The organism is Streptomyces sp. TLI_185, from assembly GCF_003814765.1.
Classification (GTDB): Bacteria; Actinomycetota; Actinomycetes; order Streptomycetales; family Streptomycetaceae; genus Streptomyces.
Window position 1 is genome coordinate 23,312 of sequence record NZ_RKRB01000001.1, and the last position, 16,891, is coordinate 40,202.

Annotated in this window: 12 protein-coding genes; 10 read left to right on the top strand and 2 right to left on the bottom strand. The window is 71.8% G+C overall.

Translation table 11 applies throughout. The annotated features are described in order from the left end of the window. Positions 1–288: 288 nt before the first annotated feature. The gene (locus EDD92_RS50660) at positions 289–1,740 is read right to left on the bottom strand and encodes a hypothetical protein (RefSeq protein ID WP_260326235.1); all 1,452 of its coding nucleotides are present in this window, start codon (positions 1,738–1,740) and stop codon (positions 289–291) included. Next, a complete protein-coding gene (locus tag EDD92_RS00095; RefSeq protein WP_399181377.1) occupies positions 1,737–3,131 on the bottom strand; it encodes a hypothetical protein in 1,395 nt (464 codons plus the stop codon). The genes EDD92_RS50660 and EDD92_RS00095 overlap by 4 nt, the downstream gene beginning before the upstream one ends. Positions 3,132–3,873: 742 nt before the next feature. On the opposite strand from EDD92_RS00095, the gene EDD92_RS00100 reads away from it, so the two are divergent. The 10 genes from EDD92_RS00100 to EDD92_RS00145 are packed head-to-tail and all read left to right on the top strand — an operon-like array spanning position 3,874 to position 16,862. Further along, the gene (locus EDD92_RS00100; protein ID WP_123962290.1) at positions 3,874–4,806 is read left to right on the top strand and encodes a conjugal transfer protein; all 933 of its coding nucleotides are present in this window, start codon (positions 3,874–3,876) and stop codon (positions 4,804–4,806) included. Further along, positions 4,803–5,144, top strand: coding sequence for a hypothetical protein (locus tag EDD92_RS00105; protein WP_123962291.1), 342 nt, complete (start codon positions 4,803–4,805; stop codon positions 5,142–5,144). The genes EDD92_RS00100 and EDD92_RS00105 overlap by 4 nt, the downstream gene beginning before the upstream one ends. Continuing rightward, positions 5,141–5,722: a hypothetical protein gene (locus EDD92_RS00110; RefSeq protein WP_123962292.1), complete on the top strand. Its 582-nt coding sequence runs from the start codon at positions 5,141–5,143 to the stop codon at positions 5,720–5,722. The genes EDD92_RS00105 and EDD92_RS00110 overlap by 4 nt, the downstream gene beginning before the upstream one ends. Then, the gene (locus tag EDD92_RS00115; RefSeq protein WP_123962293.1) at positions 5,719–8,409 is read left to right on the top strand and encodes an ATP-binding protein; all 2,691 of its coding nucleotides are present in this window, start codon (positions 5,719–5,721) and stop codon (positions 8,407–8,409) included. The genes EDD92_RS00110 and EDD92_RS00115 overlap by 4 nt, the downstream gene beginning before the upstream one ends. After that, positions 8,409–8,759: a hypothetical protein gene (locus tag EDD92_RS00120; RefSeq protein ID WP_123962294.1), complete on the top strand. Its 351-nt coding sequence runs from the start codon at positions 8,409–8,411 to the stop codon at positions 8,757–8,759. The genes EDD92_RS00115 and EDD92_RS00120 overlap by 1 nt, the downstream gene beginning before the upstream one ends. 1 nt (position 8,760) lies before the next feature. Beyond that, complete coding sequence (locus EDD92_RS00125) at positions 8,761–11,547, top strand: hypothetical protein (RefSeq protein WP_123962295.1); 2,787 nt, start codon at positions 8,761–8,763, stop codon at positions 11,545–11,547. Positions 11,548–11,582: 35 nt separating this feature from the next. Then, complete coding sequence (locus EDD92_RS00130) at positions 11,583–12,695, top strand: C40 family peptidase (protein WP_260326236.1); 1,113 nt, start codon at positions 11,583–11,585, stop codon at positions 12,693–12,695. Then, positions 12,692–13,348 (top strand): hypothetical protein, encoded by a 657-nt coding sequence (locus EDD92_RS49670; RefSeq protein WP_260326237.1) that lies wholly within the window; start codon positions 12,692–12,694, stop codon positions 13,346–13,348. The genes EDD92_RS00130 and EDD92_RS49670 overlap by 4 nt, the downstream gene beginning before the upstream one ends. After that, positions 13,324–15,957 carry an ATP/GTP-binding protein gene (locus EDD92_RS00140; protein ID WP_123962296.1) on the top strand — a complete coding sequence of 878 codons (2,634 nt, stop codon included), beginning with the start codon at positions 13,324–13,326 and terminating at the stop codon, positions 15,955–15,957. The genes EDD92_RS49670 and EDD92_RS00140 overlap by 25 nt, the downstream gene beginning before the upstream one ends. After that, positions 15,948–16,862 carry a replication-relaxation family protein gene (locus EDD92_RS00145; protein WP_123962297.1) on the top strand — a complete coding sequence of 305 codons (915 nt, stop codon included), beginning with the start codon at positions 15,948–15,950 and terminating at the stop codon, positions 16,860–16,862. Before EDD92_RS00140 ends, EDD92_RS00145 begins: the two co-directional genes overlap by 10 nt. Positions 16,863–16,891 lie beyond the last annotated feature (29 nt).

A 16,891-nucleotide genomic window follows, 5' to 3' on the forward strand; every position in this document is an offset into this window, starting at 1 on the left:
GCATCTGGCCGATGGTCGACTTCCAGCGGCGACGAGCGGGGGGCGGTTTGCGGCGTGGGGTCGGCCAGGCAAGGGAAAGCGCCTCACGGATCGTCGTCGCTTTCGGGTGAGGCCACGAACCGGTGTCAAAGCCAGCCCCAGGCAGATGGCCTGGGGCGTTGGCGTTCACGGGTCAGGCGGGCCACCCTCACACCGGTGGACGAGTCGATACAGCATGCGCCACAGTTCTGCCCAGACGGCTCGCGATTCGTATCCGAACATGATCCGCTCCCCTCGCTGCGGCCGGGCTCATCGCCCTCCAGCGCGCCGACCCACCAGCGGGGGCAGCAGGCTGTCCCCCGGCCAGAAGGGCTGCTCGGTCGCAATGCCGGTGAGGTGCACGCCGACTTCGTCCAGGACCGCGGCGCGCTCCGAAGAACCGTAGACAACGACGTCGTCGGCCGCGGCGTCATAAGCGCGGACGTGGCTGTGGGGGCTGGTGCAGACGAGGGCGCGCGCGATCTCGGGCAGGCCGAGGCTGAGGGCATCGCAGTCCCCGTCGCGGACCAGCTGCAGCAGGTCGGTGGTGACGCTCTCCCAGTCGCCGACAGTCGGCCAGTCGGCGCCGCCGCCCAGTTCGTGGGTGAGGGTGGCCAGCGGGATGATCTCGCCCGGCTGCCTTCCCTGGGTGAGGAGGTCGTGGATGCGGGCGCCGTCGGGCTGGCGCACCTGCGGGTGGAGCAGCGAGTCGGCAGCGACCACGGTGGTGTTGAACTCCTGCGTTCCGGGGCCGGGGTAGTACGGCTCGTGCGCGAAGAGGAGATAGACGTCCGGGGTGCGGTCGGCCGGGCCGGATTCGGGCTGGGGCATGAGCAGGGTTCCCTTCCGAGGTGATGGGGCGGTCAGGGGGCGAGGTGTCGCCGGCCGGACGCTCGGTGCATGCCGGTCGAGGGGCGCGAGGTCGCGGGCCTGGACGTCGTCGGCGGTGGCGTCCTCGTCGGCGGTGCGCTGGATGATCTGGGCGACCTGGTGGGCGAGTTGCAGCATCAGGCGTTCGCGGGCGATGAGGCCGTCTGCGACCGCGCGGGTGTCCCGGGCCTGGAGCAGACTGGCGGCGTCCCACAGCAGGTTGTGGCCGATCTCGGCCGAGCGGCGCAGTTCGTAGCGGTCGCTGCCGGCGGCGGCGTGGACGAGCGAGGTGTGCAGGGCGGCGAGGCGCTGCAGGTAGCGGCAGGCATCGTCGCCTTCGACGGTGTGGACGTGTGCGCGGGCCCCGCTGTCCAGCCGCTCGGGCAGGTGTTCGGCGAGCAGCGGGGCGAGGAGCATCGCTGGCAGAGCGACGTCGACGGGGACTTGGTGGCTCATGGCGACCAGGCCGACGACCAGACTGACGAGCGCGACGGCCGCGGCGGAGAACCGCAGGGACCAGGCCCTGTCCGAGGCGATGCGCTGGGCGGGGCGCCTGGCCAGCCAGCGCAGGGCAAGGCGCTGTGTACGCGTCGCGCCGGGGGTGAGCACCGCGATCCGGTGGGGGATCTGGGGCGGGCTGCCGTCGCCGGGGACGGTCCAGGCGAGCCAGCCCCAGGGGGTGCGCTCGTGGACGAGCACCGGCTCGCAGGCGGCCGAGCAGGTGTGGTCGCGGACGTGGCCGGTCCGCAGGGCGCGGGAGCGTTCTCTTTCCCACCGTCCCGGGTCGCGGGTGAAGGGGCGCTCGTGGTTTCCGGCCGCTGCCGGGGGTGGTGTGTGGAGCGTGCCTGTCACGGGCTGATTCCTTCCGGTTGGGCGGTGAAGGCGGAGGCGCACGTGGTGCATTGGCCGTCGCCGTCGGGGTGGGCGCGCCGGGGTGTGGGGCCGGGGCAGGTGCGGCAGAGCGGCCAGCCGAGGCAGGCCGGGCAGAGGTCCTCGCCGGGGGCGGTTCCGGGATGGCCGCAGCCGGCGCATTCGGTAAGGGCCCGGTAGGTCAGAGCCTCGCTCACCGTGCGCGTGGCAGCGGAGCCGGTCATCGGGTGCGGCGGCTGGTCGTCCCACGCGGGTGCGTCGTGGTGGCTGGCCGCGAGGGTGGGCGGCGGGTAGGCCTGGGCGGCGCGCAGGCGGGCGGCGATGATCGCGCCGACCGTGGTCCGGACCGGATGGGGCAGGGGCCGGGCGGCGATGACGTGCCGCAGTTGCTCGCGGCTCCAGCCGGATTCCAGCATCACGGTCACGACGCGGCCTTGGTCGGTCAGCGCCTGCCCGGTCAGCAGCAGCTCGGGGCGGGCCGCCCCGAGTTCGAGCAGCAGTCGGATCCCCGGGTGCATCTCATCCGCCGCGGGCGCTGTCGGCGGCATGTCCGGCTGGCCCGTCCGTCCAGGTGCTTGCGGCGATTCGCCGCAGCACGGACGGAGGGGTCTGGTGTTCTGCTTGGTGGTCTTCTTTCTGTTGGTGTTCTTAGTGCCGGGATCAGCCAACGTAGGGTCATCCACTGGTGGAAAACCCGACTCTGGCCCGGACCTGGGGTTTTGCCAAGCGGGCAGGTCGGTGATGAAATACGCGGCCGCGCCGAGGGTGCCGTCTGGGCCCCGCTGGCGTTCCCGGACCAGGAAGCCGTGCTTCTCCAGCTCTTTCAGCCCGCTCTTGACGGCTGCCTCACCGTCGCGGCCACGGCGGGCGATGTCGGTGACGGTCATCCGCCAGCCGTCCCGGTGTGTGGAGAGCAGTCCGAACAGGCCCTTGGCCTTGAAGGACAACCGGGTGTCGCGGAAGAGCTGGTTGGCGATCTGGGTGAACTGATCAGCGGCCATCACGCCCCGGCGGATCCCCGCCGGGAGGCCGTCGGCGTACTCGGCCTCGGTGGCCGTGACCATCACGTCGGCTTCGATCAGCGCGATGTCCAAGGTGGCCGGGCGGTCGGTGATGCAGTAGACGATCTCGCCGAGGGTGCCGTCCGGGCGGCGCAGGCGTTCACGGATCAGGTAGCCGTGCGCCTCGAGCTCCTGCAGGCCGGTGCGTACCGCTTCGCGTCCGTCCGGGCCCAGGCGGACGAGGTCGGTGACCGTCACCTGCCAGCCGTTCCGGTGCGTGGAGACGTACCCGAAGATGCCCTTCGCTTTGAACGACAGCCCGGAGTCACGGAACAGCGCGTTGGCGATCTGGGTGAACTGATCGGCCGCCATGGCTCCCCGGCGGATCCCCGCCCCGAAGCGGCTCACCGCCGCGTCCCCGACGCCTGCCGCGCGCTGCGCACACGGCGGCACACCGGGCCCACCGAGGTGGGGCGGCCGGTAGTCCTGGGCGTGGAGGCGTGCGTGTGTTCCATGGCGTCAGCTCACCCGCCAACCCCGACCAGGCTGACGGCCACCAGCCCCGACCATCCGTCACGATCCGGCAACACAGCCGTCTAGCTGCCGTAGTCGGGCTCATGGTCGGGCCGACCACGGCGCCTTCAACCCGGGCGCTCAGTGATTGCGCAGCCGACTGCGCAGCCCCGAACGGGCGTTGCGCAATCGGGCTGCGCAACCGCCCTGAGGATCCTGCGCAGTCGAGTTGTGCTGGGGCAGCTGCGCAATCGCCGCGGGTTTCCCGATCTTGTCTTGCGCAGGTCCGTCTGGCGCACTGCGCAGGGGTCTCCCGCGGCCCGGCCTGCTTCCGTCTGCGCATCAGTGTCCGGGCCCTGTGGCAAAGCGGCACGTGATCGCACAGCGGTCACAGGTCCGGGGATCACCGCCGGACGCGATGGCCTGCTACCGGCTCCCGGCTGCCCCATGGTCGGGGTCATGGTCGGGCCGACCATGACCCCGACCATGGACTTCGTGTCCCCATCGTGACCATGGTCGGGGGTTCGTGGTCGGTGGTCGGGTCGGGGTCGACGGTTTTTCTCGAGGTCAGCAACATCCGTTCTGACCTGGGAGTTTGACCATGTCCCCTGGCAAGCAGGCCGCACCGAGCGAGGCCGCTGCTCCAATGGCGGCCGGCGCCCGGCTGGAGGCGATGCGCCGCCGCGTCCGCCTCTCCCGCGTAGCGGTCTGGACCGTCATCGCGGCCGGCCCCATCGCCCTCGCCGTCGCCGTCGCCTCCACCCCGACCACGGTCGCAGCCGCCCCCGCGACCAAGCCCACCCCCGTGCGCACCGCGACAGCCGCCACCGACCCGGGCGGCTATGCGCAGGTGTTCGTCACCGCGTGGCTGCGCAGCGACGCGAACGACGAGACGAGTGCGCAGGCACGGCTTGCGCAGTCGATGGCGCCGGACGTCGAACTGCCCGACCCGGCCGCCGATGCGCACTCGGCGCCCCAGTCGGTGACGGCGGTGCGCAGTGCGCAGCGCGGCACCGGCGCGTGGTCGGTGACGGTGGCTGCGCAATACGCAGACGGATCGGTGCGCTACTACGCCGTACCGGTGGCCTCCGACCACGCGGGCGCCTCGTTCACGGTGACCGGTGCGCCCGGCGTGGTGGCCGGACCGGCCCGGGCCGAGGTGCCGAATTCGTCGTACGCCGTGACCGTCCCGGAGGGCGATCTGTCGTCCGCCGTCGGGCAATTCCTCACCGCCTATCTGACGGGTGCCGGAGAGGTCGACCGCTACCTCGCGCCCGGCGTGAACCTCACCGCCGTCTCCCCCGCCCCCTACACCGCGGTCGCCGTCCAGCAGGTGTCCGCCATCGAGGAGGCCGCGGCCGCCGAGAAGGTGCCGGCGGACGGCACGACGGTGCACATCCTCGCCTCGGCGGAAGCCCGGGACGCGAGTGGCCGGTGGCCGCTGGCGTACGAGCTCACGCTCAAAACCCGCTCGGGCCGGTGGGAAGTCGCCGCGCTTCAGTCCGGCACGGCCCAGGACGGGGGCGGGCGATGAACACCGTGCACAGCCTGATGCTCGCCGGGCAGCTGGACGACCTCGGCAACTCGTGGATCAACATGCTCAAGGAGTGGGCGACGAAGGGTCTGCAGGCCGGTCTGATCTGCCTGGTCGTCGTCATCATGATCCAGAAATTCTCGCTGAAGGCGGGGATCGGCGCCCTGCTCCTGATGGTGATCGCTCTGGGTCTGTACAACTCGCGCAACGACCTGGCGAACATGTTCACCGACGAGGTGAAGAACCCGTCCAAGGGCGCACCCGCCGTCCCCGGCGTCGTCCGGTCCGAACTCCCCACCTCGCGTGACCACTCGCCCAGCGTCGGAGGCTGGCTGTGAGCGCGGCCGCCGCGGCACGGGTGGGCCGCTTCTACACTGCCGCCCGCCGCCACCCGTGGGTGCTGGGCAAGGTCGCTGACTGGAAGATCCCCCTCGGCCCGTACACGCCCGCGCAGATCGCCCTCGCCGTCGGCGGCGGCTTCCTCCTGGTCAAGACGATCAGCTGGTGGTCGTGGATGGGGCCCATCCCCCTCGTCGGGTGGGGCCTGGTCATCTGGATGGTGCGCCGACCCAAGGTCCGCGGCCGTGCCCCGATGCAGGCCGCGTTGGGCTGGGTGCTGCTTCTCTGGCAGCCCCGCGGAGGGCGGATCGGCGGGCGGGCCGCCCGCGACCGCGCTGCGCGCCCGCTGCTCGGCGGCTTCACCATCGAAGGCGCACCCGCTCCCCTCCCGGCCGCGCAGGCCGCACCCTCCCCTGCGGTGCAGCGGCGTCCAGCCCGGGCGCCGCACCCGAGCCCGGCTGCAGGCCGCCCGGCCGCACCCCGCCGCACACGGCCGGCTGCTCCCGTGGTGACCGCGGGGCCGGTGTCGGGCGTGCAGCAGCTGCTCGCGCTCGCCCAGCAGGGGGGTGCGCGATGAGGGTTCCGATCCGTCACATCGCCGGGCATCTGGTGTGGTCGACGCAGGGCAGCGTGTGGGCGATCTACCGCCTGCACCCGGGCCCGGACGCTCAGGGGCGCCGTGAAGAAACCGTCCAGGGCACCTACGTGCCCGCGGCAGTCCGCGACGAACAACTCGCCAAAATCACCCACCTGGTGCGCTCGCTGTCCGGGGCCCCGCGCCTGTACGGCCTGTGCGCCCAGGTCGACCCGGGCGAGATCGCCCTGAAGATGATCGAGGGCATCGAGCCGGCCGAGCAGGCACCCGGTGCGGGCCGGCACCCGTGGGTGGAGAACGTCGAGGCCGCCGTCGATCTGCTGGACGACCAGGAGATGCACCGCCGCACCCTGTGGCTGGCCGTGCCCCTGCAGAGCGAAACAGGCGGCCTGCAGGTGTCGGCCTCCCTGGGCGCGGCGTGGGCCGAGATCGCGCCGATGCTGGGCATGCGGCCGGTGCCCGTGGCCCGGCGCGAGGTGAGCGCCTACCGGGAGCAGGCCTCCCGGGTGGAGGCCGCGCTCGCCGGCGGCATCGCCTTCCGCCCGGCCAGCCCGGCGGAGATCGTGTGGATGATCCAGCACGCCCTGCACCGGGGACTTGCCGAGCCGCTGCTGGCTGAGGCCGAGACCAGCGAGATGTACGGCGGGCAGATCCGGGACGGGGTGCTGCGCTCCCCCAGCTACGCCGACCTCGGCCAAGTGCGCCTGCAGGAAGGCGGCATCGACCCCGAACTCGACGACGTCGACGAGCTCAAGAGCGCGGGGCAGATCACACGATCCGGGCGGAAGACCTGGTGGCGGGTGAACACCGGCTCGCCGCTCGGGCGGCGCTGGCTGCAGGTCGAGTCCGACAACGGGATCGGCTACCAGGCGCAGTTGGCGCTGGCCGAGTGCCCGCCCGCCATCAGTCAGGATGTGGCCGACCTGTTCGCCCAGCTGGAGATGCTCGACTTCCCCGTCGACTACACCGTCGACCTGACGCTGGTGCCCGCGGAGAAGGCCCGCGACCAGGTGAGGCGCAAGAAGAACGAACTGATCGACCAGGCCGATCAGTACGACGCCCGCCCCACCGGCATGCCCGCGTCCTTGACCGAGGCCGCCCGCGACCTGGGCGAGCTCGATGCCCGCCTGTCCCGCACGTCGGTCGAGGTCGAGGTGCAGTCCGTCACCGCGCTGACGGTATGGGGCCCGACCGCCGCCATCTGCGACGCGAGGGCCCGCGCCCTCGCGTCGCTGCTCGGCGGCGCCGACTACCGGGCCGTGCGCCCGGCAGGATTGCAGGAGGCCCTGTTCACCCTGGGGCTGCCCGGCACCGTTCGGCCGGGTGTCGTGCGGGAGTTCACCCAGCACCAGGTCTCCGAAGACTGGGCGCTGTCCGGGGCCTTCACCGCTGCGGAGGTCGGCGACCCCAACGGCATGTTCCTCGGCATCGACCTGGACTGCGGCACCACCCGCCCCGTCATGATCAACGTGGCGGATGCACCCAAGGTCGACGCCTCCGCCTCCATGGGCATTGTCGGAGACCTCGGCGCCGGCAAGAGCGTGCTGCAGAAGCTGATCGCGGAAGCGGTGTGGGCGCGCGGCGGCTGCGCGATCTGCATCGACCGCACCCCCGTGCGCGAATGGGCGACTTTCGCCCGCACCGCCGCGACGGGCCGCGTCCAGATCATCGACGCCGCGCAGGCCGAGGTGTCCATCGACCCGCTGCGCATGTTCGACGGGCCCGAGGGACGCCACTACGCCCTGTCCTACCTCACCCTGCAGCTCGGCATCGGCCCGATGAGCACCAGCGGCGAAGTCCTCCACCACGCCGTCGAACAGGCCGCCCTCAGCTACGCCCCGTCCATGCACCGCGTCCTTGAGGTCCTCGAGGAAATGGCCACCCGCGAGGCGGGCAAACGGCAGGACGCGGCCGCCACCCTCGCCGGCCTCATCCGGGTCGTCGCCACCAACTCCCTGGCGAGGATGGTCTTCGACCCGACGCTGCCGCCGGTGCAGCTGGACGCCTCCAGCACCTCCGACATGATCGTGATCACCACCACCGGGCTGAAGCTGCCCCCGAAGGCCGCGTTCGCCAACCCCGAGATCCTGCACCAGCAACCGCTGGAGGCACTGATCGGTCGCGCGGTGCTCTACCTGATCGCCGCGATCGCCCGGCAGACCGCGTTCGAGGACCCCGAACGCTTCACCGCAGTGGTGGCAGACGAGCTGTACTGGCTCACCTCGTCCGCCGAGGGCACGGCCCTGGTCCACGAGATCCTCCACGATGGCCGCAAGCACGGCGCCGGCCTGTTGGCGGGATCGCACGATGCCGAGGAACTCGGCCCCGACCGCGGCCTGATGGCCTACCGGGCACTGGCCCGCACCTCGAGCCGTGAACGCGCCCGCCGGGGCCTGGAGTTCGTCGGCCTCGACCCCCATGACGACGGGCTGCTGCGGCTGGTGACCACCGGCCTGTCCCCCGTCGGCCACAAGGGCCGGGAGGGCGAGTTCCTGCTGACCTGCCCGCGGCAGAACACCGGCCGCATCAAGGTCTCCATCCCCCGCATCGAGCGCATCACCGCCTCCATCACCACCACGCCGGGACGCCGCACGAGCACGGTCTCCCCTGCCGTGCCGGAGCCGCTCGCCGGTGAGGCCGCGCAGACCCGTCCGAAGGAAGCCGTCTGATGAGCACTTTGTTGTGGGACCGCTCGCGGCGCGTCGCCGCCGCCGTGAGCGTCCTGACCGTGATGGCCGTCGTCATCGCCGCGGTCGTGCTCGCCCTCGGGGTGGGTGTGCCGCGGGGGTGGTGGCCGCACACCGGACAGGCCTTCGCCGCCGACGCCGCGCACCGGGATCCCTGCGCCCTGATCGTGGGCCCGGCCAAGGCGTACTGCGAGCGCGGCGCCGCGGCCAAGGCCTCCGCCGGCCAGCCGGACGTGGCCGGCGGGGCGTGGCAGCTGGTGCCTGCCGGTGCGGGTGTGGGTGCTCTCGTGGTGTGGCGGCTGCGCTCTGCTGCTGGGCAAAGGCGGCGCTGACGTGTTCCGTCCAGACCGCGCGATGCTGCGTTCGGCCGGCTTCGTCGTGCTGCTCACCGGCGTGTTCTTCCTGGTGAACACCCAGGTCGTGTACGCGGCTGGCAGCAACAGCGAGACCGGAGACCTGCTCGCCCCGCTGAACATCTACTCGTCCGAGGGTGTGCCGATCGACGGGTACGACCTGAACGCCTCGGGTGGCTCCATCGTCGCCTTCAAGACGCAGGCCCTGGCGTTCGCTCTGTCCGGGTTGTTCACGCTGATCCGGCTGCTGGTCGGGCTGGCCGGGTGGGCGATCGAGGTGGCCTTCCGGTTCCCGCTGCTCAAGCTCCTCACTCACCCGGCACAGAAGGTCGCCGTCACCTACGACACGGTGGTCGTCGACACGCTCGGGATCAAGGGGCTCTTGCTGGCCTGGGCGTTCGTGTTCGCGGGATTCATGATCGTGCGTGGCCGGGTCGGCCGCGGTCTGGGCGAAATCTTCCTCACGCTGCTCATCGGGGCGATCGCCGCCTCGGCTCTCATCCGCCCCGACACCCTGCTCGGCCCGGACGGCCCTTTGGGGCAGTCCCAGCAGGTGGCTGCCGAGGTAGCGCAGCAGAGCGTCAACTCCTACGACTGGGGCGGCAAGATCGCCAGCTATGACCCGTGCGCGGGCATGGCCGGCAACGCCGAGATCAAGTGCGAGGAGCAGGAAGGCGAAGGACCGGTCTCCTCCACCGAGGTGGCCCGGCCCATCCAGGATTCGATCACCAACGCCTTGATCGTCAAGCCGTACATGCTCCTGGAGTACGGGCGCATCCTCGACCCCGCCAAGACTGCCGACCGCAAGGCGTACGCCGTCCACCTGAAGTGGGTCACCGGCGGGTACCTGCCCCATTCGACCAGCGACAGCACGGACAAGGCGAACGACCCCTGCAGGCTGATCCACGGGCCGGGCAAGCAGTACTGCGAGCGTGACGTCGACGACAAGAAGAAGGGGGACAACTGCCGCCTCCTCGACGGCCAGGCCAAGAAGGTCTGCGAGAGCGACGGGCTGCCTGCGCTGACGCCGGGCGGCGAACTGCTGGACGCCTCCAATGCGATCGTCACCGACGAGGACCAGGCGTTCGCCGCGTTCCTCGCGGACATGAAGAAGGCCGGCCCTGTCGGAAAGTCCTGCGCCGCCTACGCCGAGAAGCCCACCTGGTGGCGGGTCGGCGGCGCCTTCCTGCTGCTGATCGCCGCGCTGTTCATCTGCGGCATGCTGCTGTCCAGCGCGATCGTGCTGCTCGGCACCCAGGGGGTGTGCGCGGCCGCGGCAGCCGTCGGCGGCGTCACCTTCGTCGCGGGCATGCTGCCCGGGCCCGCGCGCCAGTCGGTGTGGAAGTGGCTGTCCTTGTGGGGGATCGCAGTCCTGGCGGTAGTCGGGATCTGCGCGTTCATCCCCTTCTTCGGGATCGCCGTCGACGCCACCATCACCAACGGACCCGACCTGATGGTCGAGCGGATCCTCCTGATCGACGTCCTGGCCATCGCCGGGGCCGCCGGGCACCGCAGACTGCTGACCGGGATCGCCTCCTTCGGCCGGCGCATGGCCATGCGGATGCGCTACGCCAAGGTCGGCGGCACCCACATGCCCGGCGACACCTCCGAGCTCGGCGCCGCCCTCGCCATGAACTCCCCCGCAGCAATGGGCGGATACGGCAGCGGGCTGCGCGCGTTCACCGGCGGTGGTGGCGGCAGGTTCGGGATGCTCGGCACCCGGCAGCGGCTGATGGGCGCGCTCACTTCCCTGTTCGACGGTGCGGGCATGCCGGTGGACACCGGCGGGCTCCTCGCCGATGCCACGGCTGAAGCCGGGCGCGGGCTCGCCCCGCTGACGGCGGCCGCGGCCGTGGGCGGGCTGGGCGCGCGGCTCGGGGTCAAGGGGGCCGGCTGGCTGCTGATCGGACGGCGGCCGGACAAAGAGCAGCTGGCCAAGTGGCGCAAGCCCACGGCCGACGGCGATCCGGACTCAGGCGGGCCGTCGAACGGAGGGGACGGCGGTTCGGGCGGCATGGGGCCGCGTCGGCCCGGAGGGCCGCCCGACCGGTACCGCAACGCCGAGGGCAAGGTCGTCAACGAAAACTCCGGTGAGACGCTGCACGACCAGAACAGCGACCGGACACTGCTGTCGACCCGGGCCCACAATCGGCTGGTCCGTTTCCGCGGGTACCGCATCCTGCACCGCGGTGGTCGGGTGGCGTACGGGGCGACCGTCGGTCTGCCGGCCAATGTGCGCCGTGCGCGGTCGTGGGGCTCGCGCTACTCCGAAGACGCCCGTCAGCAGGTACGGGTGTGGGGCAACACGGTTCGCGAGGACGGCCGGGCCTGGGGCGACACCCGCCGTCATGTCTCCCGTGTCCTTCGGGAGAACACGGACGACAGCGGCGGGACGGGCCCCTTCGTCAGCCGCCGCCTGCCGACCGCAGCCACTGCGGCCGCTACCCCCCGCCCGACGCCCCGTCCGCGGCCTGCGCCCTCCGGTCCTTCGGGCCGTCCGGTACCTGCCCCCGCGCGGCCGGCCGCGTCGGCGGGCGGCCGTGCAGCAACTCCGCCTCCGGCACCGCTCCCCCGCCAAAACGGCCCAGCGCCAGTGCCTCGGTCCGATCTAGGCAGGCCCGGGCGTCCAGCTCGTCCCGGCGACAGTGACGCGGGCGGTTCCACAGGCTCCAGCAACCAGGCCCGGATCCAGGAGTCGATGCGGCAGGCCGAAGCGCTGCGCGACATGCGGGCCCGGTGGAGGACCGAGGACGGTGAGGACGAGTGAAACCGTCCCGGCGCCGGATGGCGCGGTGGGCGTGCATGGTGACGCTGCTGCTGTTCGCCGCCGTGTGCTGCGCCGCACCGGTCGGGAACGCGATCAGCGCGTACGTCGCGCTGAAGACGGGGCAGCAGGACGACGGCGGGATCGCCGAGGGGGGCAGCGCCGCGGACATCCCGCCGCGGATGCTGACCGCCTACAAGAAGGCCGTCCAGCACATCGGGACGTACGTCCCCAAGTGCCAGGGCATGCGCTGGCCGATCCTCGCCGGAATCGCCAAGGTCGAGTCCAACCACGCGGTGGGCCGCACCATCGCCGCAGGCGGCGATATCCGCCCGAAGATCTACGGGGTGCTCCTCAACGGCTCCGGCGCCGGCGGCAACACCACCGTCTTCCCCGACACCGACGGCGGCAAGTGGGACGGCACCGCCAGCGGTGAGCGCGCCGTCGGGCCGTTTCAGTTCATGCCCTCCACCTGGGAGTCGGTCGGCAAGGACGGCAACGGCGACAAGACCGCCGACCCGCACAACGCCGACGACGCCGCGCTCGGCGCCGCCATCTACCTGTGCGGCAACGGACGTGACCTGACCAAGCGGGCCCAGCTCAAGGCCGCGATCCTGCAGTACAACCACTCGAACGAATACGTCGCCAACGTGGTGGGCTGGATCGATCAGTACACGGCGGCCGCCAAGGACCCGGACCTGAAGAACGTTTCGGGCAAGGTCCGCACCGCCATCGAGGCGGCGCTCTCCCAGCGCGGCGTGCCGTACTCCTGGGGCGGCGGCAACGCGAGCGGACCGTCGTACGGGATCTGCTGCTCCCCCAGCGGCAAGAGCGGCGCGAACATCAAGGGCTTCGACTGCTCGGGCCTGACCACCTACGCGTACGCCAAGGCCGGCATCCGGCTGCCGCGCACCGCGGCCGCGCAAGCCGTTGTCGGCCAACGCATCCCCGCCAGCCTCGGCACCGGCGCCCTCAAACCGGGCGACCTCGTCTTCTACGCCTACGCCCCCGGCCGCGATTCCACGATCTACCACGTCGGGATCTACGCAGGCAGCGGCCAGATGATCAACGCCGCCCGCCCGGGCACCGTCGTCCGGCTGGACTCGGTCAACGCCATGTCCGGCTACGCGGGGGGAGCGCGGCTGCTGTGACCACGTCCTCATCACCGCGCTCACCGCGTCTGCTGTTGCTGAGCACCACCCTGCTCGCCGTCGCCGGCGTCGCCCTGCTGGGCATGCCGCACGGTCAAAAGCCACCAGCTCCAGCTACAGCACCGCCGCAGACCGCGAGCGCCAGCGCTGATCCGTCACCCACGGCCAGGAGGCATCCCGCGGGAGCGCCGGTCAGCACCGATTCCTCCACGCCGTCCGCCGCATCGACGCCGTCAGTCCTCGAGCCGGCTCTGCCGCCGCACGGCGAGGGCGTGGCCGGTGACCGAGCCATCCAGCTGTCGCTTCAGGCGGCCTGGCCCGCCGACCTTCCCGCCGCCGACGAGCGGGAGCTGCTCACCGCCGGTCGCGCGCTGCTACGCGCGGACGCCACCGGCGTCGGCCGCGCGAAGTGGCCCGACGTCTTTCCCAACTCGGATCAGGAGGTGGCCCCGGCGTTCGCGACCGCCCGCTTCCGTATCCAGGCCGCGATCGCCCGCCGCGACCACAGCCCGGGCGCGGCGGTGGTTCACCTGGTGTGGGCCGGCATGGACCGCGGCGGCACCTTCACCGACCTGCGCATCTCCGACTGGCACTTCACCCGCACCACTTCGAAGAAGGGAGCAGCAACGTGGACTTGGCAGCCCCGTACCTGACCATCCGGGCCGACGACACGGCTGCTGGTCAGGTACTCGGCCTGGTCACCAGCCTGGCCCGTGCCGCCGACTGGCTCTACACCCACTGGTACCTGTTCGCCCTGTCCCTCGCCGTGTGCTGGGGCGTGGGCGAGTGGGTGGTCCGCCACCTCGCGGCCAAGGCTTCGGCCGAGCGGATGGCCCTGGAACTCGTGTCCAACCGGCACTTCGACCCGAGTCTGGAGGAGATCTTCCGGCGCGGTGTCCAACTCGCCCGCGCGTCCACCGCCATGCCCTGGTGGGCGCCCCGCCGGTCGAAGACCGTGCAGATCCGGCTGCGCGCGGACGGCAGTGCGCCGCTGCGCTACCGCGTCGAGGGCCCGGCGGGCGGTGAACGGCTGCTGTCCATCACCCCGTTCGGACCAGACATCACCGTCAACCGGGCCCGGCAGATCGTCGACGAGCCCAGGAAGCACACCGTGCGCGCCGAGTTCCTCCTGCGCGGCAAGCTCACCTCCCCGCTGCGGGTGGTGCCGCTCACCCCCGACCCGCTCCAGCCCTTGGTCGACGCGGTGGCCGATCTGCACGCCGAGCTCGGCGACCTCGCCGAGATCCGGCTCGACCTCCAGCGCGCCCCGAAGTGGGCCCTGCGGGCACGCCGCCTGCAGCTGATGAGCGCCGCCCGCCGGTCCGAGCGCCGAGAAGCCCAGCGGGCCGCGCGCTGGCTGCGCCAGGACGCCTCCGGCATCGAGGACTCCCTGGGCTTCCAGCTGCAGCAGCTCCTCAGTGACAAGCCCGGCTCGGGCAACAGCCGGCGGCTGGTGATGCCGCCGGTCCCGCGCCGGGTGGAGCCGGCCGAGGCGCTGGGCAAACTCGCCGAGGACGACCACCTCGTGAGGGTGCAGCTGCTGGTGACGTGCGCCTCGAACACCGAGGGCCGCGCCGAGGCGCGGCTCGCCCAACTCCAGGCCGCCCTCGACGTGTTCGGCGGCCGCTCCCGGTGGGCCATGCGGGGCTGGCGGCTGGGTCCGTGGCGGTTCGGCGCCGACCACTGGCCCACCCGGCACGGCTTCGAACGCCGCTGGAATCTGGGGCACTGCCAGCCGCCCCGCGCGAACTGGGTCCGGCTGGACGAACTGACCGGGCTGCTCAAGCCCCCCACCACGAACTGCCGCCTGCCGGTACTCGCGGGCGATCTGCCGACCTTCGCCTTCGGCGATCCCACGTTGCTGCTGCAGGGCATCTACCGGGGCCCGGACGGCCGGGAACGGCTGGTCGCCACCTACGCCGCCGAGACCCTGTTCGAGATCGGGATCGGCAAGGCCGGCGGCGGCAAGACCGAGCGTGCCCTGGCGCAGGCGATCGGCTGGGCGCACGCGGGCGGCGGCCTAATCTTCGTCGACCCGCACCGCGACTCCTGGCCACGCGCCGTGCCGTTCCTGGCGCATGACCACCTGATGCCGCGGATCGCCCTGGTCGACCTCAACGGTCTGGGTCCCAACCCGCGGGTGAGTTCGTGGAATCCGCTCGCCATGCACCACGGCCAGACGGCGCACGAGGTCGTCGAGGCGATCGCCGACGCCTACGCCTCCGCCCTTGCCTGGGACGACGCGAGTGCGCCACGCGCGCTGACCATCCTCACCGCCGCGCTCGCCGTCCTGGTCGCCGTCAACGAAGCGGCCTGCCAGGCCGGCCGGCCCGAGGACCAGGCCACGATCTTCCACGTACGGGCGCTGCTCACCGACGCCGCTTTCCGTAAGGCAGCCCTCGCGACGGTGGCGGGCCGTCTGGATGAGGAGACCCGCTCCTGGTGGCAGGTGGTGTTCCCGACGCTGCCGACCGACGCGTTCGCCGTGGTCCTCAACCCGATCGCCCGGCTGGCCGCCAACCCCGTCACCCGCGCGTTCCTGGGCCAGCCGGCCGGCATCTACAACATCCGCGCGGCGATGGACTCCAAGATGATCGTGTGGGTGTGCCCGGGCGGCAACGGGCCCACCGACCGCCTCCTGACCGCGCTCCTCGCGCGGGATCTGTTACGGGCCGCCCGCTCCCGGCGGGACACCCCGGAGGCGAGGCGGGTGGCGTTCCGCCCGTACTTCGACGAGCTGATCACGCTGACCGGCGCGGCCCCGGAAACCATCGCCGCGATGTTCGAGGACCTGCGCAAGTACAAGGTCCACATCCACGGCATGACCCAGCTGCTGGCCCGCCTGCCGGCCGCAGTGCGGCTGTCGCTGGTCCAGAACGCATCCACGCTGGCCACCACCGCCGGGTCGAAGTCGGCGGTGGCGCCGATCACCGCGGAATGGGGCGATGACCCCAGCCCCGACCGGGTCGCCACCATGGACCGCTTCGAGCACTACGTCTCCATGAACGTGCACGGCCAGCGCATCGGACCCATCCAACTGCGCGGTCCCCACCTCGACGACGTCTTCGCCCACTTGGCACGCCCGAAGAACGCTCCCGCACTGCAGCGGGCCGCCCAGGCGAACGCCCAAGCGCTTCCACTGGAGAAACTCACCGACCGCGCCGCGCAGCAGCTCGGCCGCGTCTCCGCCTTCCTCGCCGCGCACTCCCCTGCCGGCGCCGCCGCCGTCCACCTGTCGAAGGACGAAAACGAATGGAACTGACCACCGACCAGCCGAAGGACCGTACGGCGGCGGGCTTCACGCCCAGCCCCACCGAGCCCCTGGCGCATCAGCTCCTGGCCACCCTCGCCCAGCACCGCATGGCCTCCACCCGTCAGCTGCACGTCCTGCTGCGACCGGACCGCTCCCGCCAGGCGGTCTCCCAGCGGCTGACCGATCTGCTCGACGAGCGCCTGGTCGACTTCGCCGTGCTGCCCCAGTCCCATCGCAGCCGGGTCTGGTACCTCACGCCGAAGGGCGCCCGCCTCACGAGGGACTGGCCCGCGCTGCGGGGCCGCCCACCGTATCCGATCACCACAGCGACGGCCGCCTCACTGAAGACCCCCCACACCCTGACCGTCCTGCGCACCCACCTGACGTTCGTCGCCGATGCCCGCCGCCGCGGCGACGAACACGGACACCTGGACTGGACCCCCGAGGTGTTCCACGCGATCGGCGACGGAGAGAAGGTCGTCGCCGACGCGGTCATGCACTACACCCTCACCGACGGCCAGCAGCGGCGGAAACTACGGGCGTTCGTCGAGGTCGACCGCGCCACCATGGCCGCCGAGCGCCTCGCCGCGAAACTGATCGAGTACGCCCGCCTGTGGACGTACGAGCCGCAGCCCGTCGGCCGGCGCAGACAGGCGGGCGGCCCCGGATGGCTGCGCTGGTATCCGGTATTCCCCCGCGTTCTGTTCGTGCTGACCGGTGCAGGGCGCGAGGCGATGGACAACCGGATCAGCGACCTCAAGGCCATGGTCGCCCACCATCCCCTCGTGGCCGAGATGGCCGCCGAGGTGCCGCTGGGAGCGGCCGTTCTCGAAGACGTCGAAGAGCGCGGGGCCAGTGATGACGTGTGGGTGCCGCTGGGTGGCGGCAAGCCCCGTCCCTGGACCGCGCTGTGACCTCTCATCAGCCACGGTGGCCGAATGTC